Below are 24,231 nucleotides of genomic sequence, written 5' to 3'. Positions count from 1 at the left end.
CGCGTCGCGATGAGCTTTCAGCATCGGAAGCAGCGAACTGCTCTGCCCCGCGTTGCCCGCGACGTTCATCGGCACCGAGGAGGTGGCCCTCCGTCGACTCGATTCCCTGGCGCCCGAGCTCTTGCTGCCCGACGACGTGGCATTCCTCAAGCTCGACGTCCAGGGGTTCGAGAGGCAGGTGATCGCCGGCGGGGAGACAACGGTGCACGATCGCTGCGTCGGAGTGCAGCTCGAGCTCTCGTTCGAGCCCTTGTACGACGGTGGCATGCTCGCCGACGAGGCGATGGACCTGATGCGCTCACTGGGCATGGCGTTGGCCGGATTCGCGCCGTTCTTCTTCGATGTCCGAACCGGGCGACTGCTGCAGGCCGACGGGGTTTTCTTCCGACCGGCCGGGGTGTGACGGTCGGGTGCCGCCTGGCCCGCACGCCGTCGAGAAGGGCGAGGCCGCAACGCCTTCGGGCGGACCAATGCGGCGCAATGTGTGCGCATTGCACCCCGGTACACCACGCATTTTCGAGCCGAAAGTGTGCCAAATCGGTACGGCAAATTGCTGCGCGCGGGCCCTCTTGGGTGAATTAGGATAACTCCGATGGCGGTTGGCGTGCCCCTACACCGCCCGATGACTCGGCGACACGAAAGGGGTGGTCGGTGACTGCACCGCATCCTGCTGTCGACCGCGCCGACTCAGCGGGCAACGCCAGTCTCCTCGCGCCCGCGGGCCACGGTGTCGAACGAGTGACGTTGCGGCACACCTCACCGACACTGCCGCGGCCTCGGCGGTTTTCGATTCGGCCGACGATGACTTCAGCGTAAGGAGAGCCAGCCGATATGCCGCAGACGTTGAAGGTCGAATACGAAGAACTCATGGCGCGGGCCAATGAGATCGAGGCGGCGCTGCCGGCCATCCCGGCCACCAATCCCGCAGCCCCGTGTGCCCTCTCTTTTGTCAACGATGCCGCCACCCAACTCGCGCTTTCCGCCGACTCGATGCGGCTTTACCTCAGGGCGTGCGAGCGGGAGTGGCGGGCGCTGGCGAAATCACTCCGCAACGCCGCCAAAGCCTACGAAGAGGTCGACGAGGGCAGCGCCGAGGCCATCAATGCCGTCGACGGCGGTTCGTCCGCGTCGGGGGTCGGCAACGGAAGCGACCGGATGACGGCCAGTTGCGACCCGGACGAGGACTTCGGCGGCTACCTGCCCCCGCCCCCACCGCCACCGCCGGCGTTCGAGTACCCCTACTACGAGGTCAGGCAGGCGGCGACGGCCATCGAGTCCGGCGACCAGGGCACCGCCTTCAAAGCGTTCGCGAAGGAGTGGGACAACTTCCAACGAGAATTCCAGAAGGAGACCTACCGTTTCCGGCCGTTCAGCTCGTGGGAGGGCGAGGCATGCGCAGCGGTCGAGTTGAATTTCGAGGCACAACGGCAGTGGATCTACTCGATGGCTCAATTGTGCGTCAGCCTCGGAAACCAGGCCCTGAGAGTCGTCGACGCCCACAAGAAAGCTCGGGTCATGGGCGATCGTCAGACGCATGACTATGACGGAAAGTGGACCGTCGAGGCGGAACACCCCACGAGTTACGAAGTGTCGCAATGTGATTACTGGTACCAGCGGTATGTGACGTCGTATCCGTATTACCTGTACATGGCGGTCAGCTGGTATGAAAGCCTGCAGCAAAAATCGGAGACGTCGCTCAACATGTACATCGCGAACGCGTCGCTGCCGCTGCCGCCGGTGAATCCCAAGGCTCCGCCCGCCGCCACCCGCATTTCGGCGCCCCCCGACCCGAATGCGCCGGGCGACGGAACGATCGATCCGACCATTCCGGGCGGTTGGCCCACCGGCGACGGAACCGGGGCGCCCGCCACCCCCATGACGCCCATGGTGCCGCCGATGCCGGGGGGCGGCATGCCGGGGGCGGCGGACCAGCCGGCCATGGACGCCGCCATGAAAGATGCGTTGAAGGGCAAGCCGGGTCTGCCCGGGGGAGGCGGGGTCAAACCGGCCGGGTTGGGCGGCGGCGGGGCCGGTGTGCCGTCGATGCCATTGCAGCCCGCGGTGGATTCCGAGGCGGCGTCCCGGCCCGCCGGCGCGGCACCCGGTGGCGCGGGCCCGGGCCGCGGAATGCCGGGCGTTGGCGGCGCCGCCGGTGGCGGCATGGGCGGCGGGATGGCGCCGATGGGCGGGCCCGGCCAGAACCAAAACCAGGGCAAGGGCAAACGCGTGCAATCGGACGACGAGTCGCTCTACACCGAGGAACGCGCATGGACCGAGGGCGTCATCGGGAACCGCCCGCGCAAGACAGCACCCGAGAAGTAAGGATCCCAAATGACCGTGGAGATGCACCCCCAGGTGGCAGAGGCGTTGCGGCAGGCGCAGCTGTTCCAGTCGGCGTTGGAGGACCAGCAGCACCGAACGAATACCGAAACGTTCACGGCCACAGACGAATCGAAGACCGTCGAGGCAACCCTCAATGCCCGGCTCTGCTTGACCGGTCTCCACATAGAGGACGGCCTGCTGCGCCTGGGAGCCGAAACGGTCGGGGAGCGCGTCAACGAGGCGATCGGCAACGCGCGGGCCGTCGCGACCGCCGCGATCGACGCCGAGGAGGACCGGCTCATCGAGTTGGTCGCCGGCATCGCCGGTTCGCTCAAAGAGACCCTCGGCTTAACCTGAGCGAAACCCGGTGCCGGACAGGGGTTTGAATGCTCCGGACCGGCGGGGACCCACGCTCAATTTGGCGCAGTTGGCTTGGCTGAACCTCGATTACGCTTACTAACCATGATGTCCGGTACCCTCCAGCGGCCGACGCGTTGGCGCATGCCGCCGGCGCAGGAGTAGGCGATGGGCGTCGCGAAGCCGGTCAGCGAGTATGCCGCGCAGATGCTCACCCCGGACGCCTGGCCCGAGGTGGACGAGGACAACTACTACGACCGGGCGCAGCAGTACACCGAGGTGCTGCGGCAGGTCACCGCGGTGTTGGAGACCTGCCAGCACGAGCAGAGCGACATCTTCGACGGAGGATTCTGGTCCGGCGGTGCCGCCTCCGCGGCCAAGGGCGAGCTCGGCACCAACATCGATGAGCTCAAGAAGCTGCAGAACGGCCTGGCGACGGTCATCACCTGGCAGCGGTATGTCGCCGATTCGGTCACCCAGGCCAAATGGGATGTCAGTGACATCGTCGAGGCCGCGCAGACGGAAATCCGCGCCCTCGAGAACGACTCCACCCTGGACGCCGCCGAGCGGACCACCGCGATCAACTCGGTGCTCAGCACCGCCTACGGGGCGAACCTCAGCGTGGTCACCGGCACCGCCGAGCGGATCGTGGCGAGTAAGGCGTGGAAGCCGCCCCACAATGCGCTGCGGGACTTGCTCGATCAGAAGACGCCGCCGCCGGTCACGCTGCCGGACGGTCCATCATCGCCGGCGCCGCCCGTCGAGGAAGACGGTCCGCGGCCCGGCCCCGCGCCACCGGCGCCGGTGACGCCACCGCCGGCGGCGCCCCCGCTGGCGCCCCCCGCGATGCCACCTTCGGCAATGCCCACACCGGGGCCAGGCGCGCAGCCCCCGCCCGGAGTCCCGACCGTTCCCGGGCAGGTGCCCGCGCCACCGGCCGCCAAACCCGGCGGGGGTGGCCCCGCCGTGCCTGGCGGCCCGGGCGGTCCCGGCGGTGTACCGGCACCGCCGTCGGCTCCCGCGGCGCCGCTGAGCCCGGCGGCGTCGGCGGAACCGCTCGGCGCGGGCGGACGCGGCAAGGGCATGGCGCCGGCGTCGCTGATGTCGCCGTCGGTCGCGCCCCGGACGGAAGAGTCGGCGACGGCCGCGCCCGTCGGCGGGGCCGGCATGCCGGCCGGACTGCCGGGCGCCTCGGGCGGCGGATCGCGCGGTGGCGGCGCCGGGGCGGGCGCAGGTGCTTCGGCGGCGCAGAAGCCGCCAACCGGTTCGGCCAGCACGCGACCCGCGGCCGCCGGCAATCGGCCGGCGCCGGCCCGACCCGCCGCGTCCGCCGGCGACCCGGCATCGACCGAGCGGAGCGACGCGGCGGATGCCGTTGTCGTGACACCAATCATCCCCGTTTCGAAGGCGCGCGCCGAACGCGACGCCATCGCGGACGCAGCCACCGCCGACGCGGCGCGCCGCCAGGCCGATCCGCTGCGATTGGCGCGGCGCATTGCGGCGGCCCTGAACGCACCCGGCGCCAACGGTGCCGGCGAACTCGGATTCTTTTGGGTGACGGCGGTGACCACCGACGGGCAGATCGTGGTGGCCAACAGCTACGGGCTCGCCTACATCCCCGACGGGGTGCAATTACCCGAACAGGTGCAGATGGCCAGCGCCGACGACTCCATTCCCGCCGCGGAACGGGCGCGCTGGGCCACCTACCCGGTGATGGCCGTTCAGGGTTGGGCGCAGCACCACGACCAGAAGCTGCGCGCGGTGATCGCGACCGAGGAGCAGCTGGCCAATTCGGATCCCGGTGCCGCGAAGGTCCTGCTGAAGCCCGACGACATCCCGGACAACGGCGACATGGTCGGTCTATCCCGGCTGGCCGTCGTGGACCCGGAGGCGGCCGACCGGCTGGCCGCCACCACGGACGTCCGGCTGGTCAACCTGTTGCCGCCGGCGCCCGCCGATGCGACCCCGTCGGCAGACAGCCAGCGGGCCCCTGACGAACTGATGGACTCCGACGCCGCGGCTCACCTCGCCGCCTCGCTGGCCGAAGGCAAGATCAGCCTGCAGGAGATGCTGGCGCAGGTGCCGAAATCGGCCGAGGATCCCACTCCGCCCGTCGACCAGCGGCCGATGCTGTGGTTCGACGTGATGAAGCCGCTGGCCAGCCGCTCCCCCGGGCGGCAGGCCGCGCACCTGCGGGCCTTCCATCGTTACGCCGAGCACGCCCAGGAGGTGCTGGTCGCACAGGCGCACACCGCGGCCGATCCCGTGGCCCAGCGAGCCGCGGTCGCCGATTGGTTGTACTGGAAGCACCTGACCGGGTTGTTGTCGGCGGCGCTCTCCGACGCATCGTGAGTCGGTCGGCGACCCCTCGCTCGGACGAAGAAGCGGGCCTTCGTCCAACATTCCCGGCACCCCTCGGCCGGGAGCGGAGAAGGCCCGCCTTCGTCGGGGCGTCAGCCGATCACCGGGCGTCCTTTGCCTCCGCGACCTCCCTGCGCCGCCGGCCGATCACGCCCTCGGTCCACGGCCGCCGCTCGGTGTAGATCGCCTCCTCGTCGGATTGCGGACGCTTGCCCTTGCCGTTCGGTTGCCCCTGCGCACCGGGGGCGCCCATCGGCGCCCCGCCCATGCCGCCGCCCAATCCGCCACCGCCGCTTGGGATCCCGCGGCCAGGACCCGAGGACCCGGCCGCCGCCCCGGTGGACCGTTGCGGCGCTTCGGCGTCTACCGCGGGTTGCAACGGCATCGACGGCACACCGGTCCCGCCGCCGCCCAGCCCGGCCGGCTTCAGCCCCGGGCCCTTCGACGGGGCGGGCGCCCCCCTCCAAGCGCCCGCCCCGGTCGGGTCGGTGGGCATCGCCGGCGTACCGGTGAACGGCGCACTCGGCATGCCGGTGGGGGTGTTCAGGTACTCGTCGCCGTACGGCAACTCGTCGTATGGGGTGTCGGGATCCGTCTCGTACGAGCCGGGCTCAGGGGGCGGGGCGACGTAGTAGGCGGCGGGGGGCTTGGGCGGATTGATAGGCGCCAACGGCAGCGCCGCCCTCCTCTGGTATTCCGCCAGGACCTCCTCCGACTTCTTCTGCAGCCGCGCGTATTCCTCTTCCAACGCGGGCTTGACGCTGCCTTTCCAATGTTCTGCCGGCAGATGGCCTTGGAAGTACACCCACGCGTCGTCGAGCTCTTTCAGCTGCGCGACGGTGGGATGTTCCGTGACGGCCCAACGGTGCGTCGACACGACGCCTTGCGCCTGGCTGACCATCGTGCCGGACAACGCCGCCATCTGGTCGAGCCATGACCGATGCGAATCGAAGTTGTCTTCAACGGCGTATGTGGCGTCGCCGTACCATTCGACGAACGGCCGGAAACGATAGCGGGCCTCTAGCAGTGTCCGCTGGTGATCGGCCCACGTTTGCGCGAACAGGTCGAGTGAGACGCCCTGATCGAGTTCGGCGATCTCCTCGGCGGCCTGCCGGACCGGGCAGTACGGCGTCGGCTCAATCGACGAAGCCCCAACCTTTTTCGTGTCGCCGAGTGCCACCGGATCGGGACCTTCGCCGGTGACGCCGGGCGCCGCGGCCTGCACCGACGTGCCGTCGTCGATGGCCTCTTGCGAGTTCTCGTCGACCTCCTCGTAGGCCTTCGCGGCGTTGCGCAGCGACTCCGCGAGGCGGCCGCGCTCGCGTACGCCGACCCCCAGGTAGAGCCGCATATTGTCGGCGGACAACGCAAGTTGCGCGACGGCGGCGGTGACCATGGCCAGGGCGCAGGGCGCTTCAGCGTTGTCGGCGGGCTGACCCGGGATCGCGGCCTCCACCTCGTCGGCCCTGGCCATCAGCTCCTGGTACTCCACACTCAGCGTCTGCGGTTGGGTCAGCGTCTGCGTCATCGCGGATCATCTCCTTGGTCGAGGACTGTAGTCAGTCGACTACAGTGCATTCTCCGGTAGTGTAGTCATATGACTACAGACGGCACAAGCCCATCGGACCAGGTGGTTTGCCCCACGGGGCGCGACGAGGTGGTCGCGGCGATCCTGGACAGCGCGAGCCAGTTGTTCGCCGAACGTGGGCCGGCCGCCACGTCGATCCGCGATGTCGCCACTGCGGCGCGGGTCAACCACGGCCTGGTGTTCCGTCATTTCGGCACCAAGGAGAGGCTGGTCGCGGCAGTACTCGATCAGCTGGCGGCCCAGCTGGCCACGCTGATCGAGCGCGGCGCACCGGCGGCAGACGTCGAGGCTGCCGGGCGCCGTCAGTTACGGGTGATCGCGCGGGCGCTCCTGGACGGGTATCAGGCAGGCCGACTGCAGACCAGCTTCCCGGCGGCAGCCAGGCTGCTCGACGACATCAGGCCGGGGCATTGCAGCGACGAGGCGGCACGGCGCGCGGCGGCACACGCGGGCGCGTTGCTCATCGGCTGGCAGATGTTCGAGCCGTTCCTGCGCGCGGCAACGGGACTACGCGAGTTCGGCGAAGACGAGCTGGAGCGGTCCATCGCCGCCGAATCCGCAAGGCTTGCCCGGCCGCGTTGAGGCGCGGTGTGTGCGTTGCCCTCAACCGCTCAGAGTGTGACACCCGACGGCGCAGCCTGCGGGCCGGCCGGCGAGATGGGCTCGGCCGGAACCTTTTCGGCGGTCTCCGCGCCGGGCGCGGCACCGTCGGATTGCGCATCTGGCCGCCCGTCTTCTTCGTCGGCCCGGCGGTCCTCGTCGGTGGGAGCCTGGTCCTTCTTATTGCTGTCGGCGAGTTGCGCGGGAGCGGACCCGGCCCCCTGCATGCCTTGCAGGCTCCCCATCGCGCCCTGCATGCCCTGCATCACGGAACCCAATGGGCCCGTTGCGCCGGCCAGTTCACCGGGCTGAGGCACCGGACTACCGGGCTGCGGGGACGGCTTGGCGGGGCTGGGCTCGTCGCCATCGTTCGGCTTGTCCGCCTCGGGTTTGACTCCGGGTGAACCGCTCGCAGGTTCTTTCGCGGATGAGAGGAACTGAACCTGGGTCAGGTGGTCTCCGAGCCTCTCGTCGGTGTCGGCGTACATCGCGGCCGCGGCCGCGATGCTCGATCCCGTCTTGGTCAGTGCGGCTTTGACCGCAGGCAACCCGTCGGTCACCGGTGATTCGATGATCGGCAATGTCGCATTGATGGCCGCCGAGACGGCATCCGTGCCCGGCGCCACGATGGGCGCCGGCGGCGTGGGAAATGGCAATTGTTGCAGCGTGTTTCCCGCGTTCTCCAAGCGGGACGGTTCGACGACCAATGGCTCGATCATCAGTCGATCTCCTCTGCCCACTTGCGATTACGAGAATCTTACCCAACCCGCCGCCGCTCGAACCGCGGCAATTTCTACCCGCCTCGTCAGAATTGGATGTTGCGGACGATGTCGTAGACGCCCGTTATCCACAACAGCATTGGCAGGATGGCGGCGACCAAAACCCCGTCGAGCAGTTCCAGGACGCGCTTCATGACCGGTGAGATCCGGCGGATCCCCACGGTCGCACCGACGACCGCGAGCGCGACCACGCTCGTGGCCGAAAGGATGGTCAGGAAAAGCCATGCGGTGTTTGGATACCAGAGGCTCAACCGGGCGGTCACCCCGATCGGAATGGCGACGGTCGCCGCCAGCAGCGCCCACGCGCACCAGCGTTCCGCGTACAGGCGCGACCTGAATCCGCATGCGGCGGTGACCAAACCGGCGACCACCAGGCTGTGCACGAAGAAGTGTCCGCGCACGACGATCGCGACGACACCGACCGCCAGCACCAAAGTCCCGGCCGTGACGAATCCGATCAGCAGTCGTTTGGCAAGCTCGCTGCGTTCGGTGAGGCGTGCGGCCGAGCTCGGTACCGAGGCGATGATGGCCTGCCACGTCCTCGCCTCTTTGTCGTCGCTGAGCTCTTGGCCCGCAACGGGTTCGAGCAGCTCGTCGTGCTCGACGGCCTCGCCGGGCGCGGGGATCGGCGGAAGCGCGATCCGGGCGACCGCGACGGTCAGCTTGGCCGCATTGGTGACGGTGAAGAGCCCGAACACGATGGCACCGGCCGGCACCCAATGCTGCCAGCCATAACCGAAGGCGACGGCGGCGGCGGTCACGGCAATGGAGGTGACGGCGACGAACGACGCGATCTCGGAACGACGGCGTGGGCCGCCGCGGGTCAACAGTGTCAAGAACAGCACCACCGCCGCCGCACCGGCGAGCTGTGGTGCCCCGAGCGGGGCCGCTCCACGGGGCGCCGGAATGGCCAGCGCCACAGCGACGGTGATCAGGGGAGCCGCCGTCGCCAGCAGGCTCTCCGACAGGCTCACATTCTTGTAGAACCTGTTGGCCACCCAGCTGCCCGTCAGGGCCAACAGCCCGGCGATGCCCAACGCGAGTGACCACCACAGGTGGCGCCCGGTGTTCCACCAGGCCAGTGCCGCGATCGCGGCGATCGCCACCGTGACGACGGGAAGCGCCACGCCGATGAACCGATTCAAGGCGGGGCGGTCGAACTCCGCCGATTCGTCCAGCACGGCGATCGCGTCGATGACGTCCTCGACCAGCGGCCGGTACCGCTCGGTGCGGCTCACCGACACCAGCGTCAGCAGCGATCCGTCGACCACGACGGCGTCGTCCAGCGACTTGTCGGGCTTCAGGGGCGGGGCGCCCGGTCGGGCGAAAGTCCAAGCGCCCTGGGCCGAGAAGTCGAAACCGGCCAAGACATCGGCCGGAGCGTCTTCGAGAAGTTCGGCCAGAACCGCGACCGTGTCATCGATATACGCCTCGATCGGCGCGGACGACGGCAGGACGACGTCGGTCATCCGCCGCCCGGTAAGGATCGTCACCCGGGTGGTGGCGGGCTTGGCGGGCGCGGTGGTGCCGGCGGGCCCCGCAGTTGCGGCCGCGCCGGCAGTAGCGGTGGGTGCGCTCAACGACGTTCACCCCTGTCGAAATCGTCGGACAGTGCTGCGGCAAGCTCGGTAATCCTACGCTGGTAAACGGGGTCGAGCAGGCGGATTTCGATCTCTCCGCCGGCCGCGATGTGTTTGTCCCACGGCAACACCACGACCCGGTCCGGCCGAACGTGCTGCCCGAATTGCCGCACCAAGTCGGTGATGGCGACATTGGGTTCCCCGGGCGACACATGGTTGATCACCACACATGCGCGGCTCAGCAGATCCCGATGACCGCTGTCACGCAACCAATCGATGGCGACCGCGGCCTGCCGGGCAGCGTCGACCGATGCGCTGGTCACGATCACCAACCCGGATGCCGTTGCAAGCAGACCCCGAGTCAAGCCGGCCCCGCAATCGGCCAACACGACGCTGTAGAACTTCGACACCGCGTCGGCCGCCCGCTGCCAGTCGGTTGTACTGAACGCGCGGGGCGCCGTGCCGTAGTCCGCCCCGGCGAGCACCTCGAGGTTGACGGCATTGACGCTGGTGAGAGCCCGCACCTCGTTATAATGCGAAAGGTCCTTGCGCGCAAGGAGATCCGCGATACTCGAAGCCGATCGTTGCCCCGCACGATCCGCCAGATTCCCGGAGTCCGCGTCCGCGTCGAACGCCAGGATCCGGTCACCACGCACCTGTGCCAGCGTCGACCCCAGGGCGACCGTCAAGCTCGTCTTGCCGACACCACCCTTGAGGCTCAGCACGGCAATCTGACGAGATCCGCTGGGAATACGCTGTATTCGCCGGTGTAAGTCCCGCTCGTATTTCTCGTCGCGGGACAGACCAGGGTTGATGCGCGTCAGCTTGTACACCGCCCGCCGCCAACCGCGTTTCGGGATCGTCTTTTCGGCCGACTTCCTGCCCGGCTCGACACCGATGTGGGTCACGGCAGCGGTGGTGCCGCGCTCGCCGTCCGCGGATGCCGGCGGCGAACTCGGTGGTGCCGGCGACTTCGTGGGGTGTTGCGCCGCGGGACGCGCCGGAGCTGCGGGAGAGACCTCGCGCTCACGTCGCTTCAACGATGGCGGGGGCACCGGCCCGCCGTTCGGTTCCGCCGTCGCATGGTTGGCCCGTGGAATCGCTGTGACGGTGGGCCCAACCGCTGCGTTCACGCGGTCGTCTCGGTCGTCGGCGCGATGGCTGTGTCGCCCGGTGCCGGCGCCGGCAACGTTTGCCGCGTTGGTGTCGTCGCGGTTTGCGCGACGCGAGTGTCGGGCGTGCTGAGCCGGGGCCTGAGCGCGTGGGTCAGGTTGCGGCGCAAGCGATTTCGGGCCGACAGGCGGGGGCTGCTGACGCCGTTCGACCGGCGGAGGTTCGGCCGGGGGCTGCCTGCGCCGCTGGGCCGGGGGCGGTTCGGGCAGCTCAACGGCAGCGGGCTCCGGCTTGTCGATCGGCATCGGTGGCCGCGCGGGCGGGCTCGACCGGCCCCGGTCGACGGGGGGAGGTGCGGGTGGCGCCGGGGCGGCTTGCTCCGTCGGGTCGATCGGTATCGGTGGCCGCGCAGGCGGGCCGGCCGGGGCCCACTCGACCGGGGGAGGTTCGGGTGGCGCCGGGGCGGCCTGCTCGGTCGGGTCGATCGGTATCGGTGGCCGCGTAGGCGTACCGGCCGCGGTCCACTCGATCGGTGGTAGGGGGGTTTCGGTTGCGACGGAGGAAAATTGCTCTTCGATGTGGATGGGCATCGGCGGCGGCGTATGCCCGTTGGGCTTGGGCGGACTGTGCGCCGCCGACGGCATCGCAACCGGCTGGGGCGGCATCACAACCGGCGCGTTGACGTCGAATTCCGTCTGCGCCGCAGCCTCGTCCGCAATCTCCATCCCCTCAAGGGATTGGAAGAGCCGGTCGTAGTCGGCCGCCATCAAAGCCTTTCGTCAACTCGTTTCATGCGAGGAAGCACGAGAAGAGCCTAGATCTCCCGTCAGGTCGACGTGGCCCAATCTCGTGCTTCGCCGCTCGCCATCGTCTTACGTGAACATGCCCGTGACGCCGGATTCGGTTTGCGCCATCGCCTGGCTGGCCTCGGTGATGCGCTGGGAGAGCGCCTGCAACGCGGCGTTGAGTTCAGCGGAGGTGTCATCCCAATTCCGCTGGACCTGCTGGTAGGCCTCCGAACCGCTGCCGCCCCACGCCTCGGCCAGCTTGGCGAGGGAACTCTTTCCCTCGTCGAGAAGACCCTGGGTGGTCTGCACTGCGCCCGCAATCGAGCTGGATCCCGCTTCGATACCGGCGAAATTCCATGACTGTTCCGACATATTGTTGCTCCGTTTCTTTGTGGTGCTGAGGGGGTGATGGGTCAGAAGTTCATCTGCGACGACAGCGAACTGGCTTGTTCCTCGTCGGCCGAGGAGTACTGGATTCCGGCGCCGTGAATGTTCTGCGAGATCTCGCTGAGCGCCTTGATCTGGGCCTGGCCCGCTTCGTGGAAGCGCGTCAGCGCCTGCTGAGCGGCGGCACCGGCTTGACCGCGCCAGTGGCCGGCCAGCTCGCCACCGGTGGACTCCACGGTTTGGATGACCCGCTGGAGCTCGCCGGAGATCCTGTCGAAGTTGCTAGCCTCCGCGCTGAGGGTAGCGGCATCGGTCTTCATCTCTGCCATGCTGGACTACTTTCTCTGTTTCCTGTCCTCGCCAAGTGATGGCAAGTCTTCCGGCCCTGGCGGCCGGGAAGTCTTTCTTTGTGGGCGCTCACCAGTCGTCCTCGTGCTCGAACTCCACGTCCTCGCCGTCGTCCGGGCGCGTGGCGAGCAGTGCGGGGGACGCCAGCCCTGGCCGGGCGGCCCCCGCGGATTGGGCGGACGAGCCACCCATGCCGACGGGGGCCGCACCCCCGCCCGCCGACGACCCGGCGCCGGCACCCGCGGGGGTGATGGCCTGCGACGGCTTGTCGAGCAACTGATTCATCAGCGACGTGCGGGCCGTCGTCCCGCCCGCACCGGGTAGTGCTTCGGAGCGCATGAGTCCCATCCCCACGCTGGGGCCGGATCCGCCGGCCAAGGGATGCGTGGAAAGTGGGCTGGCGCCGACCAGGCCCAGCTGGCCACCCTCTTTGCCGGGCAGATGGCCGAGCTTGTCGCCGACCAGGCTGTCCCCGGGGCCGCCCATACTGCCGGACTGGCCGGCCATCGAGGTGAGTTGTTGCAGCGGCTGCATCAGCTGCTGCATCGGTCCACCGAGCTGACCCAGCTGCCCGAGGGCCGGCATGGCCGGCTGCTCGAGGGGCACCCCGACTTCCGGCACCGTTTCCGGGATTTCGTCCTCCACCTCCGAGAGCGCGCGCATCGCGGCGGGAATCGCCTCGGAGCCAACGGCCGAGAGCGTGCTCAACGCCTCCGTGGCCACCGCTTCGCCCACACCCGGCTGCAGGATCGGCTTGATGGGCGGAAGCGGCTCGAAGGTCGTGTTCGCGATCGTCTCCACCTGATAGATGTCCATGACCGCGGCGGCCTGATTCCACATCCGGACGAAATAGTCGGTTTCGTTCAGACCGATCGGCACCATGTTGATGCCAAGGAAATTCGTGGCGGTAAGGACCGCGTGCGTGATGTGGTTGGTCGCGATCTCCGGCAACGACGGCGTCATCGCCAGCGCCTTGGCGTACGAGGCGGCCTGCGCCGCCGCGCGTGCCGCGCGTTCCTGGGCCTGCTGAGCCGCGGTTTGCAACCAAGCCACCATCGGCATCGTCGCGGCTATCGCGCGTTCGCTGCTCATGCCGGTCCACGACGCCTTGAGGGAAACCAGGGCGGCAGACAACTCGAGCGCCTGGGTCTCGAGAGCCCCCGCCAGCGCTTCCCAGCCGGCGGCGGCCTGCAGCATCGGAGCCGGACCCGCTCCGGCCATCAGCCGCGCGGTGTTCAGCTCCGGTGGCATCGCGTGCCACAACATGGCTATCCAGTCCCCTTGTCTGCGAGTGCTTTTCGGTTACCGCGTGAAGTCGTTCGCGACGCCGTACCGTGCATCGGCGCTTGCGCCGGGCGCCCTCGAACCCCGGTCGGCGGGGGTGGCGACTTCGTCGCCAATTCCGACAACCATCGGGTTAAGTGGCATTTTCTGCATTTGCATACCTCTTCTGCACATCGGCGCGAAATAGCTATTCATTTAGGGCAAAACAACCCATTGGCCAACGAAATCTCGGCTCGTTATGCATGCGGTGCGTTCAACGTTCTTACTGGGCGCTGGGATAATCGTAACCGCCTCCTGGAGGTGGTGAGTGCACTTCTTCCGGAGGATCCAAGTAGGCCGCTTGGATGACCTCTTTCCCCTCGGGAGCGACCAGAAATGCCTGGCCAGGCGGCCTCCGCTTCACCTGGATGTCCCGCGACGGGAAGTCCTGTTTGTCGCCCGACAGGAACAGGGTGGGCGATCCGGCGCCGTAAGCGGCGCCGACGAACTTGTCCATCGTCGCCTTGTATGCGGAGCTCATTTGGCACGTCACGATGATGTGCAGCCCGATATCCTGAGCCGCGGGCAACAAAGGCGCCAATGGTGCCATCGGCGGTATACCTCCGGCCGCCGCCACAATCATGTGCCAGTCATCGACGAGAAGAACAACATCGAATCCGCTCCACCATGAGCGGGACCGGAGTTGCGCGGTGGTCAGGTCGGCCGGCGGCAGACGCTTCTGCAGGTTGACCGCGAGGGCCTTGATAGCTTCGTCGAGCGTCGTGCTGTTCCGGTTGATTGCGCCGGCGTCGAGCAGATGGCTCTGGGGCACCGCATCCAACAACCCGGAGCGGTAGTCGGCGAGCATGAACCGCACCTGCTTTGGGCTGTTGCGAGCGCAGATAGCCCGGGCGATCGCGTGGGCGGTGCGGGTCTTTCCCGACTTCGGGGCACCGAAAATCAACAGGTGGGGCGTGGTGTACATGTGCGCGTAGGCCACCGACAGATCCGTCTCCCGCACCCCGATAGGAATGGTCCATCGAGTGCGGTAGTCGGAATCCGGTCCCGGGGGGTTCGGGTCGAGCTCGTAGAGATAGATCCGCTCTGGCAGCACCCGTACCCGCGGCGCCTGCTCAGTGTGTTGGGCCGCAACGTCATTCACCGCCGCGGTGATCGCCTCAACCAGGTTCTCGGCGCTGTGCACACCGTCGAACCGCGGCACACCGATCATCAAGTGGTGCTTCTCCGTCGACATCGCGCGGCCGGGACGATTGGCCGGGATGTCGCGGGTGGCCCGATCGATCTGCGTGTCGTTGACGTCGCCGAGCCGGAACTCGATCTTGGTGCCGAGGTAGTCGCGGACCCGCGACTTCAGTTCCGTCCAGCGCGGCGTGGTGATCACCACGTGGATGCCGAACGAGAGGCCTTGCGCCGCGAGGTCCTGGACCTGCGACTCCAGATCGGGGAATTCGCTGACGAACGCCGGCCACCCGTCGATGACCAGGAAGACGTCGCCGAACGGGTCGGAGGCGACGGGTTGGTTCGGATCCTCGCGCAGCTGCCGATAGGCGGCGATCGAGCCGACCCGGTGCTCCTTGAAGGTCGCTTCCCGTTGCCGCAGAACGGCTTGCACCTCCGCGATCACCCGCATGACACGGTCGGGCTCCGAGCGGGTGGCCACGCCACCCACGTGCGGCAGGTTCTCCAGATAGATCAGGCCGCCACCGCCGAGATCGATGCAATAGAACTGAACCTGCCGCGGTGAGTGGGTGGCCGCCGCCGACAGCATCATCGTCTGCAGCAGCGTGGATTTCCCCGTCTGCGGCGCTCCCCCGATACCGATGTTGCCGCCGGCGCCGGACACGTCCACGCCCCACGTGGCCTGCCGGTGCATCCGCGGTTCGTCCATGACGCCCAAGGCGAATCGCAGCGGTTGCCGGTCGTCCTGGGCGATGAGTTCATTGACCGGGGTGGGGTCGGTCAATGGGGGAAGCCACATCTTGTACGCATGCGACTCGGTCGTGCTGAGTTGCTCGAGCACCACCTCGCGCAGCGCCCGCCCCTTGGTTTCGATACTCATCGGCGCCGCTCTCCTCCGCAGTAAAGTGGTGCCCCCACTGCTTCGGCGCCGGCGCGAGTCATGACGCCACCGCCTCGTCGAGCACCGGTCCCGCGGTGAACTGTTGGATGCGAACCTTTTTCGGGCCGACGTGGGGGCCGGCCCCATTGCCCTCACCGTTGGTTTCCGCGCGAGCCGTCGGGACGTACGTGTTGCCGGTATACAGGGTGCTGAACTTGACCGGGTCTTCCATGCCGACCCGCAGAAATCCGACACCGCTTTCCTTGTTGGTGATGTACTGCGCCTCGGGGGTCCCGATCACGGCTTTGGATTCGTGCGAGCTGGTGGTGCGCAGCGCGATGCGGTACGTCAGGTTCGGCTCCAATTTGTCGATGCGCACACCGCCGGTCTGCAGCGACTGGGTGGCCAGCAGCAGGTGCACGCGCAGCGACCGCCCCACCCGGCAGATCCTGTCAAACAAACCGATGAAGTCCGGGTGGCTTTGCAGCAGCTCGGCGAACTCGTCGACGACGACGAAAAGCGTTGGCAGGGGCGGCAGGTCGGCGCCGCGTTCCCGGTACTTCTCGTACTCGGCCACACCGGAGAGCGCTCCGGCGGCGCCCACCTTCATGCCGGCCTGGCGCAAGATGCCCTGCCTGCGGTCGAGTTCGCCGGTCAACACCTCGCCCATGCGGCTGACGAGTTCGGCTTCCTCGGCCATGTTGGTGACCACGGCGGCGGTGTGGGGCAGCTTCTCCATGCCCAAGAACGTCGAGCCGCCTTTGAAGTCGGTCAGCAGCAGGTTGACCTGGTCCGGGTGGTGCATCGCCACCAGAGACAGGATCAGGGTGCGCAGGAATTCCGACTTGCCCGACCCGGTGGTGCCGATCAACATGCCGTGCGGCCCCGCGCCGAATTCGGCGCCCTCCTTGATGTCCAGGTACATGACGTTGCCGGTCTTGAGTTCATGTCCGAACGGGATCTTCAGGCGATCGCGGTCGGTGTCGGTGAACATCCGCCAGCGGTTCGGCACAACCTCTTCGACGCTTTGCGCGCCGACCAGCTGGTGCCATTCGGTCGCCGTCTTCTTCTGGACGTTCGTGCCCTTCTTGTCCAGGACGGTGCCGGTGATGGACCAACCGGCCAGCTTTCTCGCGATTCGGCCGGCTTGGTGCGGCGACATCCTGTCGGCGACGGATGTCACCTGACGAAACTGCTGCCCGGGCAGGCGGTCATCGGCGGTCCCGTCCTCGGCGACCCTGATGCGGTAGTTCGAGCCGCGGTGGTTGCCGAGCGTGATCACCGTGACACCGGCCCTGCCGTCGGGCGGGAAGCCCGCCCGGCCGCCGGTCAGGTCCACCACCACGACGTACGGGCCGCCGGGAAGGGAATCGGGGGTGTGTGGCCCGCGGGCGGCCAGGTCCGACAGGTTGTCGGGCCGGGTGTAGATCATCCGGACCGGCCCCGAGGCATCGGTGTCGGTCGGATGTTGGACGTGGGGAAGCCATTTCAGCCACGACCAGTCGGGATCGTCCGGGTTCTCGGTGAGAACGCGGATCTGCAGCAGGTCCGGCGGGTGGAATACGGCCAGATGGCAGATCATGGCGGTCAACAGGCCGGCCGCCCCTGCCGGGTCGCCGCCAACCGCGATCGTCGGAAAGGTGCGCAACTGCACCAGCTTTGGACAGTCGTGGATGAGGCCGTGGGTGCGCAGGAACTTGACCACCCACATGTTGGCGACCGGTTCGAGGTATGGCTGCGGCGCCGCGGACGGGCCGGCCAGCTCGCCGCCCGTCGACGGCTTCATCAGCCGGTCCACCGCCGGCTGGTCACCGATTCCGATCCGAGTGGCGGCATAGAAGTCGGCGTTCGCCGGGCGCGACCACTGCCGCGGTGTGCCGATGAGCGAGGCGAGATCTTCGGGATGCGGTGCGTGGTAACCGAAGAACGCCACCTGCGCGCTGGCCGATGACGTCACCCGGGGACGGAGGCCGGCCAGGTAGCGCAGGTACTCCTTGCGGTCGGCGTTGATCTCGGGCACCTTCTTGCCGCCGCCACCGTGACCGGCCATCATGCCCATCGACATCATGATCATCATCAGCGGCATCATGAGCATGTACGGCGACAGCTGCCTGGTGCCGGTCACCACCATGATCGCGATCATGCCGAGCATGCACACACCCATGACGTAGGGAAGTGCCTTCTGGACGCCCGACGGCGGGATGTCCACGCCGAGGTCCTCGGGCGGAGTGAGGCTGATCTCGCCCGGGGTGAGGCGGGGACCGCGCGTCACGGAGGGGGTGAACTTCTTGGTCGTCATGAGGGACCTCCCGGGGCCGCCGCCGGGGCTTTTCGCGGGCTCGGGTCGGCGGGCAGGGTGTCGTGCTCCAGCAGCGCGGCCTCTTTGGACAGCACCGGACCGTCGACCAGGAGGCGGATGATCTCCCAGGGCGCGGACTTCGGCGCGCTCAGACCCAGGGACGACGCCGTCTGGGCGTCCGGCAACCCGTAGCGCACCCCTTGCGGGTCGACGTAGTACAGAGATTCGCCGTACCGGGGATCCGGGGACTGCAGCTGCACGAACTTGCCGCCATCGGAGTAAACCGTTGCGGGGCCTTGGATTTGCTTGATCCCCGAGTTCATGGCCGATGCCGGGATGGGCAGATGCCGTCCCGTCAACACGCTCGTCTTCGGAGCCTGATCGCCGGCTTTGCGTTCCCACGTCCAGCACAGGGTGGGATCTTGGGGCCGGGAGACGATCTTGACCGGCTCGTCGGGCAGCGGCGAGTTGTAGACCACCTCGGGCACCTTGACGATCTCACTCGGCACCACCGCCGGGGGCTCAACCAGACCGTAGGACTGGATGGCGCGCAGCGCCGCGGCGGTGTTGGCGTTGACGGGCGCGACGCCGTCGAGCAGCACGACGAAGTAGCGCGGACCCGAGTTCGCGTGGATCTGCAGGATCGATCCGACCACCAGCTGCTCGGGCAGCCCGAAGGTGTTGGGAGATCCCGCGCCTGGGATTGCGGGCAGCTGCCAGGAGCCCGCGTCGGGCAGCGCATTGAACATGGCCGAGGAAAGGGGGCTGGGCTTCGCGGTTCCGCGGATTCCCACGGCGAAGGTCATCGGGCGGTCGCTCAAGTCGGTCGCGTGCCGCCCGTGGGTGTCCACGACCCAGTCCTTGCCCTGGTAAGACGCGAGCAGCGCCTCGTGCGGAAGGATCGGGTCGATCACGACGGGCTCGATCTGCAAAGGCATCGCCACCACCGAGGTCTGCACGACGGGGTTGATGCTTTCCGCCTGAGTGACGGTGTCGCACAACGCCCATACCGATGAGGAGTCCGAGGACACGGGCGTGGCGTAGGGCGCCCCGGGGATGCCGACCGACTGCCCCTTGGGAAACCTGCTGAGCTCGGCGGGCTTTACGGCCTTCGGCTCGGCCGGATTGCCCAACACCAGTCGCGCCGAGGTCAGGTTGTAGACGGGATGCAGTTGACCCGACACCATCAGGTAGAGCTGGTTGGTGGCGCGGTCGACGAACAGGTTGCCGCTGCCGAGCTTGCCCTGCGGTTTGAAATACGCCATCGCCAGCGCGCCCACCACGACGAGCACCGAGACGAGGACGCCCAGCGCGACCGAACGGCTGTAGAACTGCAGCGGGTCGTCGAACATCCGGGTGTCGCGCCGCACGATGGCGTGTTCGAGGCGCCGCAGCAGGAAACGCCAACCGCTGACCTGGACCTTGGTGGTTAGCCGGAAACCTGCCATGCGTCACTCGATGATGTTGAGTCGTCCGTGAACCGCGGCGATCGCCTCGGTCATGTCCTCGCCGTTGATCTCGCGCAGGCGGTCCTCGTCGAGGGATTCGAAGTCGACGGACCGGGTGAGCCGGATGTCGCGGTATTGCTCGCCGGCCTCCACCAGCTGGCGCGCGTAGCGACCGTTGCCGGCGATGTCGAGCGCGGCTTTGCCGCGCACCGTCTGCTGGCTGAGCAACTTCGCGGCCTGCAGCAGATTGTCTGCCGCCTCCGAGCTCAGCGCCGAGTCGTTTGCGGCCGCAATGACTTTCGCGATCTCGAGGATCTCCTCCGGTGAGTAGGAGTCGAATTCGATCCGGGTGGCGAAACGGGACCGCAGGCCCTCGTTGGTCTCGAGCAGCCGATCGATGTCCGAGCTGTAGCCGGCGATGATCACCACGAGCCGGTCGCGGTCGTTCTCCATCCGCGCCAGCAACGTGTCCAGCGCCTCTTGGCCGAACGGGTCGGTGCGTCCGTCCCGCTCCTGCACCAGCGCGTAGGCCTCGTCGATGAACAGCACACCCCCGAGTGCGCGATCGATCGTCTTGGTGCTCTTGACCGCCGACTGGCCTTCGTACTCGGCGACGAAATCCTTGCGCGCGGTCTCGACGAGCTTCGGTTCGGGAATGACCCCGAGGCCGGCGAGGATGTTGGCCACCACCCTGGCGATGGTCGTCTTGCCGGTACCCGGCGGTCCGGTGAAGATCATGTGCTTGCTCGGCTGGGCGACCTTCATGCCGCGGGCGGCGCGAACCCGCGCCATCTGGGTGGCGGCGCGGTAGCGCTCGACCTGTTCTTTGACTCGGGTGAGCCCGATCTGCCGCTCCAGCTCGGCCTCGGCCTCGGCGAGGAGTTTGTCGCGGCCCGAGGTGTCGGCCACGACGGTATTCGCGTCCCACGGATCGGTGCGCGCGGAAATCTGCTCGGCGCTGGTGGTCGTCAGCCGGTATGACGGATCCTTCAGCGCCGCTGTCACTTTGGGTTCCGGATGGGTGGTCTGCAGCCATTCCAGAAGAGCCACCGCGGCCTCTTCGTTTCCCTGGCTGCGGCGGGTCATGGCCAAATACCACGCGATGGCGCGAGCGCACGCCTCCCCGGCCGGCGAGGCGTTGGCCTCGGTGAGCCGGCGTTCCGCTTCGGTGAACAGGCCGAGGTTGGCTGCGGCGACACCGTGCGCGACCCCGGCGGCGGCCGCCAGGAATTCGTCAGGCCACCTGCTCGCGCCCCTGACTTCATCGATCACCTCGGTCCAGCGGCCCGCCTCGCCGTAGATCACCGCCTTGACCCAGGACAGCAGGTGTTCGGCGCCGGTGGTGGGCGTGTCCTCGACCGCCTCCATGGCGTCGGCGTAATTACCTTGCGCCGCTTCGCTTACGGCGAAGCCCATGGTGATCGCCAACGGTGAATTGGCCGGGTAGGTGATGTCCCCGTACAGGCCGCCGATCGGGAGCCGGGCGCCCACGGCGTTCATCGAGATCTGGGCGGATCCGGCCAACTGTCCGAAGTGCGTGCGCGAATACCAGGCGCGAAACAGCGTCACGCGTTCGGTATCGCCGCAGCGGATGCGGCCAATCCATGCGTCGCAGGCGGACTCGTCGTAGTTGGTGATCTCGGTGAACAGCTCTAGCGCCCGCGCCTCCGAGACGGGCAGCATGCCGACCGCGCTTTCGAACAGGCCGGCCAGGTGCTCGGTCATTTATCGGTCGCGTACCGCGTGGCGAACACTTCCGCCTGCGCCGCCGCCGCCTGCTCCGGCGTGATCAGACCGATGCCGTTTTCCATGAAGTCCCGCACGACGTCACCGCCGTCGACCCCCATCTCGCGCATCGTCTCCGACAGGGAGTCGTCCTCCAGCAGATAGCTGTGCTGGGCGGCCAGGCCCTTCTGCCGGGCCAGGTCCGCGATGACGAGGATTTCGTCGGCGAGTTCGGCCTCGCTCATGCTCGTCACTTTCGCCGACAGCTCGACGCGCTGGGTCCGACCGTCCATGAGTGCCGAGACGGTGACCGTCTCGGGGGGATTGGTCACCGTGAACTCCTGGGGGGCTTCCTCTGCGTCCCCGGCAGCCTCCGAAGTCGCGTCGGTCTGCGACTCGATCGCGGCGAGGTCGGTGTCGGAATCCACGGGTTCGGTGGGCGCATAGTCGTGCAGCGCGTCGACGGCCGACTCCTCGTCGTCGTCGGCGGGGGCCGAGAAGTCCAGCGCGTCCGATTCCTCGAGCGTGTCGGAACCGGATTCGACGGCCGAGAAGTCCAGGGCGGCCAGATCGTCGTGGTCGTCGTACTGCGGCATGGTTCCTTCTTTCTGATCGTGAATCGGGCTGGGGTCAGCCGCCGTAGGAGGCTTCGACGCGGTCGAACCAAGTGCCCGCCGGCAGGAACTCCACGAGGCCGTCCAGCGTGCGCTGCAAGTTTTCTTGGGTACCGGACAGGAAGCTGCCGTAGAGCTCGCCGCCGACACGGCGGGGAAGCGACACCAACCTGCCGTGGGTGGAGTCGAGGACTCCGGCGGCGACGTCGGTATGCGTGGACGTGCCCCCGGGGTGGCGCTGGCCGGCGATGATCTCCACCCAGCTGCTCGGATCGCTGATGATCTCGGCATAGACGCGGGCCGAGGCGGGTGCGGCGCCGTGCTGGACAAGCTGGGCGGCAGTGGTGCACGCCGCCAGTTCGGCGGCCACCCCGGTCAGCGGTTCGACGTTGGCCGGTGTCGCGGGGCCGAGCACCGTGGTCACCATGCCCGCCAGGCCGACCTGCGGGGCCACCAGCTGCAGTACCACCAGGTCGCCGTCCCGGGCGGCGATGACGTGACGTTCGCCCTTGCGGCACACGGCAAAGCGGACCATGGTGCCGCCGAGATCGCGGCGCCACCATCGGCACTCCAGGCTGCGGTCGGGCCTGCTGATCGTGTCGACCATCGTCGCCACCGCCGGGTGTGGCCGCCCCTGGTGGTCGAGCACCCCCTGCGCGGTGAGGTCGCGCTGCACCTGGTTCCAGACGAGGTCCCGCAATTCCTCTTGCGGGATGTTCGGCCGGATTCCGAGTGCCGTGGGGAAATCGACGAGGTGCAATCGGTCGGCGATCACCAACATGCCATCGACGGTCACCTCCACCCCGACGACATCGTCGAGGCCCGCAAGACCGGTAGTGAGGGGACCGGACATGATCAGCCGTCGAGCATTTGCTTGTTGAGGTTCCTGCTCAAGTCCTCGTCGACGCCCGCATACGTTTGCTTGGCGACGCGTAACTTCGCGGCGAGATCAGAGGCGTGCTGCCTAATGTTTTGACCCGCACCCCTGCGTTGTTTCTCCGCGGTGACAAAAGCGCTGTTGGAGGCGCCGCTGATTACCCCATGCGTCACCCATACCGCCGTTTCCGTATTGCCGGCAGCGGTGGCCGCCTCTTCTGCCTTAGTGGCCGCTTGGACCTGTTTCGTCGCCAATTCCTCGAGATACTTTTCGTCGACGTTCAACGTTGCCATGGGTAATCTCCTCAACGGATATTTTTACTCGCTATTGCGTTGACGCGTACCGGTTTTTGCGGCACTGGCGACGGCTAAAGCCGACCCGGCGCCGCCACTTCCTGGACGGCCATCGTTTGGTCGATGGGCGCGCGCCCCGCGCCCGTCGTGCCCAACGCCGCCCCATCGCCGTTCCCGGCCGCGGCGGCCTCTGACGGAGCGGCCTCCTCGGCGGGCGGCGGGGCCGCCTGGCGCTGCTGACCGGTCGAGGCGAGTTGTTGCACTTGGCCCATCATTTGGTTGACGAAGCTCATCGGCTGGGCAACCTGGCCGGACATCTGTGCGAGTTGCCCGGATGCTTGAGTCACCTGACTGAGGGTGGGCACCGTCGCCGTGGTCTCGGCGATCGTCTCGACGGGAGTCGCGCCGTCGCTCTGGAGCGCGGTGAGGACGCCGCGTTCCTCGCGGGAATCGCCGGCCGCCGGGGCCCTGCTGGCCAGCGAGGCGACGGTGGGTGTGCCGGAGAATGCCGACATCCCGGACATGCTGTCGGAGATCGCCTTGAAGCTGCCGACCGTGGCCTCCTCGGCTCCGGTGACCTCGATCCGCGCGAACGAGCTGTTGGGGATCGCTTTCTCGGCCACCTCGCCGTAAAGGAGTGCGGTGGCGTGGATCTCGTGCGAGAGGGACATGGAGTTGGCCAGTGTCATCATCTCGAAGCTGAAGACGGTGGCGCATGCCGCGAAGGCGGCGATTATCTGCCATGCACACGAGATTTCGGGACCGACCACCGGGATCAGATACATGGCCAGCGCGATGCCCTGGGCGATCACCAAGCCCAGCAGCGTCACAGCGATGCAGTTGTGCGCCTTGGCGACCTCCGAGCCCTGGTTCGCCATCAGCGTCTGCATCTTCTTGTCCAGATCCTGCATCGTTTGCACGAGGGCCTGCAGTGCGGCGGTCGCGTCGGCGTACGCCTTCGCCGCGTCGCCGCTCCAGTCGCGTGAGTCGTCTCGCAGGTATTCACGATCTGGCCTACTGCTTCACGCGGCTGCAGGCGGGCGGTGGCGCCGCGTATTCCGGGGATTGGGTTGGTTTGGGGGCGAATCTGGGGGCGCTCGCCGGCAAAGCGATGTGGTACGGACGGAACCAGATCAAGGTGCTCGCAGACGCGTTGAAGACGTCCGGTACGAAGGTGCTCCCAACGCCGACGGCCATCGTCGACGTGGCGATGGTCGCCATCTCGGCGGTCGACCTGCTCAATGGATTCTGGACCCCGGACAAGGGCGCCTCCTTCACCAGCGGTGCGGACAAGTACGAAACCGTCTACCTCTACCTCGCTGAGGCCGCGCCCGACTCACGCGACTGGAGCGGCGACGCGGCGAAGGCGTACGCCGACGCGACCGCCGCACTGCAGGCCCTCGTGCAAA

Annotated in this window: 21 protein-coding genes; 6 read left to right on the top strand and 15 right to left on the bottom strand. The window is 67.8% G+C overall.

All coding sequences use genetic code 11. From position 1 onward, the window contains the following. Nucleotides 1-52: 52 nt before the first annotated feature. From A5704_RS05460 to A5704_RS05445, 4 genes are all read left to right on the top strand, one after another. On the top strand, nt 53-403 hold the full coding sequence (locus tag A5704_RS05460; RefSeq protein ID WP_067748614.1) for an FkbM family methyltransferase: 351 nt from the start codon (nt 53-55) through the stop codon (nt 401-403). A 428-nt stretch (nt 404-831) separates the two neighbouring features. Continuing rightward, entirely contained in the window at nt 832-2,322 is a 1,491-nt protein-coding gene (locus A5704_RS05455; protein ID WP_067887755.1) for a hypothetical protein, read from the top strand. Nucleotides 2,323-2,331: 9 nt separating this feature from the next. Next, nucleotides 2,332-2,679, top strand: coding sequence for a YbaB/EbfC family nucleoid-associated protein (locus tag A5704_RS05450; protein WP_067748608.1), 348 nt, complete (start codon nt 2,332-2,334; stop codon nt 2,677-2,679). A 168-nt stretch (nt 2,680-2,847) separates the two neighbouring features. Further along, nucleotides 2,848-5,031: a hypothetical protein gene (locus A5704_RS05445; RefSeq protein WP_067887753.1), complete on the top strand. Its 2,184-nt coding sequence runs from the start codon at nt 2,848-2,850 to the stop codon at nt 5,029-5,031. 109 nt (nt 5,032-5,140) lie between these two features. Here the strand turns inward: A5704_RS05445 and A5704_RS05440 are convergent, their stop codons facing one another. After that, complete coding sequence (locus A5704_RS05440) at nt 5,141-6,568, bottom strand: hypothetical protein (protein WP_082954781.1); 1,428 nt, start codon at nt 6,566-6,568, stop codon at nt 5,141-5,143. Nucleotides 6,569-6,637: 69 nt separating this feature from the next. Here A5704_RS05440 and A5704_RS05435 point away from each other — a divergent pair, with 69 nt between their 5' ends. Then, nucleotides 6,638-7,210 (top strand): TetR/AcrR family transcriptional regulator, encoded by a 573-nt coding sequence (locus A5704_RS05435; RefSeq protein WP_067748603.1) that lies wholly within the window; start codon nt 6,638-6,640, stop codon nt 7,208-7,210. A 29-nt stretch (nt 7,211-7,239) separates the two neighbouring features. Here A5704_RS05435 and A5704_RS05430 read toward each other — a convergent pair whose 3' ends face one another. The 14 genes from A5704_RS05430 to A5704_RS05365 form a co-directional block, all read right to left on the bottom strand. Continuing rightward, on the bottom strand, nt 7,240-7,947 hold the full coding sequence (locus A5704_RS05430; RefSeq protein WP_067748601.1) for a hypothetical protein: 708 nt from the start codon (nt 7,945-7,947) through the stop codon (nt 7,240-7,242). Nucleotides 7,948-8,033: 86 nt separating this feature from the next. Beyond that, nucleotides 8,034-9,587: a type VII secretion integral membrane protein EccD gene (gene eccD / locus A5704_RS05425; protein WP_067887750.1), complete on the bottom strand. Its 1,554-nt coding sequence runs from the start codon at nt 9,585-9,587 to the stop codon at nt 8,034-8,036. Beyond that, nucleotides 9,584-10,420, bottom strand: a complete 837-nt coding sequence (locus A5704_RS29055) for a MinD/ParA family protein (RefSeq protein WP_231968811.1) — start codon at nt 10,418-10,420, stop codon at nt 9,584-9,586. The genes eccD and A5704_RS29055 overlap by 4 nt, the downstream gene beginning before the upstream one ends. A gap of 1,152 nt (nt 10,421-11,572) precedes the next feature. Then, nucleotides 11,573-11,860, bottom strand: a complete 288-nt coding sequence (locus tag A5704_RS05415) for a WXG100 family type VII secretion target (RefSeq protein WP_067754652.1) — start codon at nt 11,858-11,860, stop codon at nt 11,573-11,575. Between the two features lie 41 nt (nt 11,861-11,901). Next, nucleotides 11,902-12,204 carry a WXG100 family type VII secretion target gene (locus A5704_RS05410; protein WP_046184939.1) on the bottom strand — a complete coding sequence of 101 codons (303 nt, stop codon included), beginning with the start codon at nt 12,202-12,204 and terminating at the stop codon, nt 11,902-11,904. 88 nt (nt 12,205-12,292) lie between these two features. Beyond that, nucleotides 12,293-13,489: a PPE family protein gene (locus A5704_RS05405; RefSeq protein WP_067754655.1), complete on the bottom strand. Its 1,197-nt coding sequence runs from the start codon at nt 13,487-13,489 to the stop codon at nt 12,293-12,295. 280 nt (nt 13,490-13,769) lie between these two features. Continuing rightward, nucleotides 13,770-15,566 carry a type VII secretion protein EccCb gene (gene eccCb, locus A5704_RS05400; protein WP_067754666.1) on the bottom strand — a complete coding sequence of 599 codons (1,797 nt, stop codon included), beginning with the start codon at nt 15,564-15,566 and terminating at the stop codon, nt 13,770-13,772. 58 nt (nt 15,567-15,624) lie between these two features. Further along, nucleotides 15,625-17,865: a type VII secretion protein EccCa gene (eccCa, locus tag A5704_RS05395; protein ID WP_067754669.1), complete on the bottom strand. Its 2,241-nt coding sequence runs from the start codon at nt 17,863-17,865 to the stop codon at nt 15,625-15,627. Next, the gene (eccB, locus tag A5704_RS05390; RefSeq protein ID WP_067754673.1) at nt 17,862-19,313 is read right to left on the bottom strand and encodes a type VII secretion protein EccB; all 1,452 of its coding nucleotides are present in this window, start codon (nt 19,311-19,313) and stop codon (nt 17,862-17,864) included. The genes eccCa and eccB overlap by 4 nt, the downstream gene beginning before the upstream one ends. A gap of 3 nt (nt 19,314-19,316) precedes the next feature. After that, nucleotides 19,317-21,038: a type VII secretion AAA-ATPase EccA gene (gene eccA, locus A5704_RS05385; RefSeq protein WP_067785035.1), complete on the bottom strand. Its 1,722-nt coding sequence runs from the start codon at nt 21,036-21,038 to the stop codon at nt 19,317-19,319. Continuing rightward, nucleotides 21,035-21,634: a hypothetical protein gene (locus tag A5704_RS05380; protein WP_067754676.1), complete on the bottom strand. Its 600-nt coding sequence runs from the start codon at nt 21,632-21,634 to the stop codon at nt 21,035-21,037. The genes eccA and A5704_RS05380 overlap by 4 nt, the downstream gene beginning before the upstream one ends. Nucleotides 21,635-21,668: 34 nt before the next feature. Beyond that, nucleotides 21,669-22,505 (bottom strand): ESX secretion-associated protein EspG, encoded by an 837-nt coding sequence (locus A5704_RS05375; RefSeq protein ID WP_067754679.1) that lies wholly within the window; start codon nt 22,503-22,505, stop codon nt 21,669-21,671. 2 nt (nt 22,506-22,507) lie between these two features. Beyond that, entirely contained in the window at nt 22,508-22,822 is a 315-nt protein-coding gene (locus tag A5704_RS05370) for an ESX-1 secretion-associated protein (protein ID WP_067754682.1), read from the bottom strand. A gap of 74 nt (nt 22,823-22,896) precedes the next feature. After that, complete coding sequence (locus A5704_RS05365; RefSeq protein ID WP_231968813.1) at nt 22,897-23,754, bottom strand: hypothetical protein; 858 nt, start codon at nt 23,752-23,754, stop codon at nt 22,897-22,899. Nucleotides 23,755-23,804: 50 nt separating this feature from the next. On the opposite strand from A5704_RS05365, the gene A5704_RS05360 reads away from it, so the two are divergent. After that, on the top strand, nt 23,805-24,231 hold a 427-nt coding region (locus A5704_RS05360), incomplete at its 3' end, for an EspA/EspE family type VII secretion system effector (RefSeq protein ID WP_304442274.1).

Source organism: Mycobacterium sp. E735 (genome assembly GCF_001666955.1).
In the GTDB taxonomy this organism is placed as follows: domain Bacteria; phylum Actinomycetota; class Actinomycetes; order Mycobacteriales; family Mycobacteriaceae; genus Mycobacterium.
Note: the sequence above shows the minus strand (reverse complement) of the source record. Positions and strands in the feature narration are given on the sequence as shown.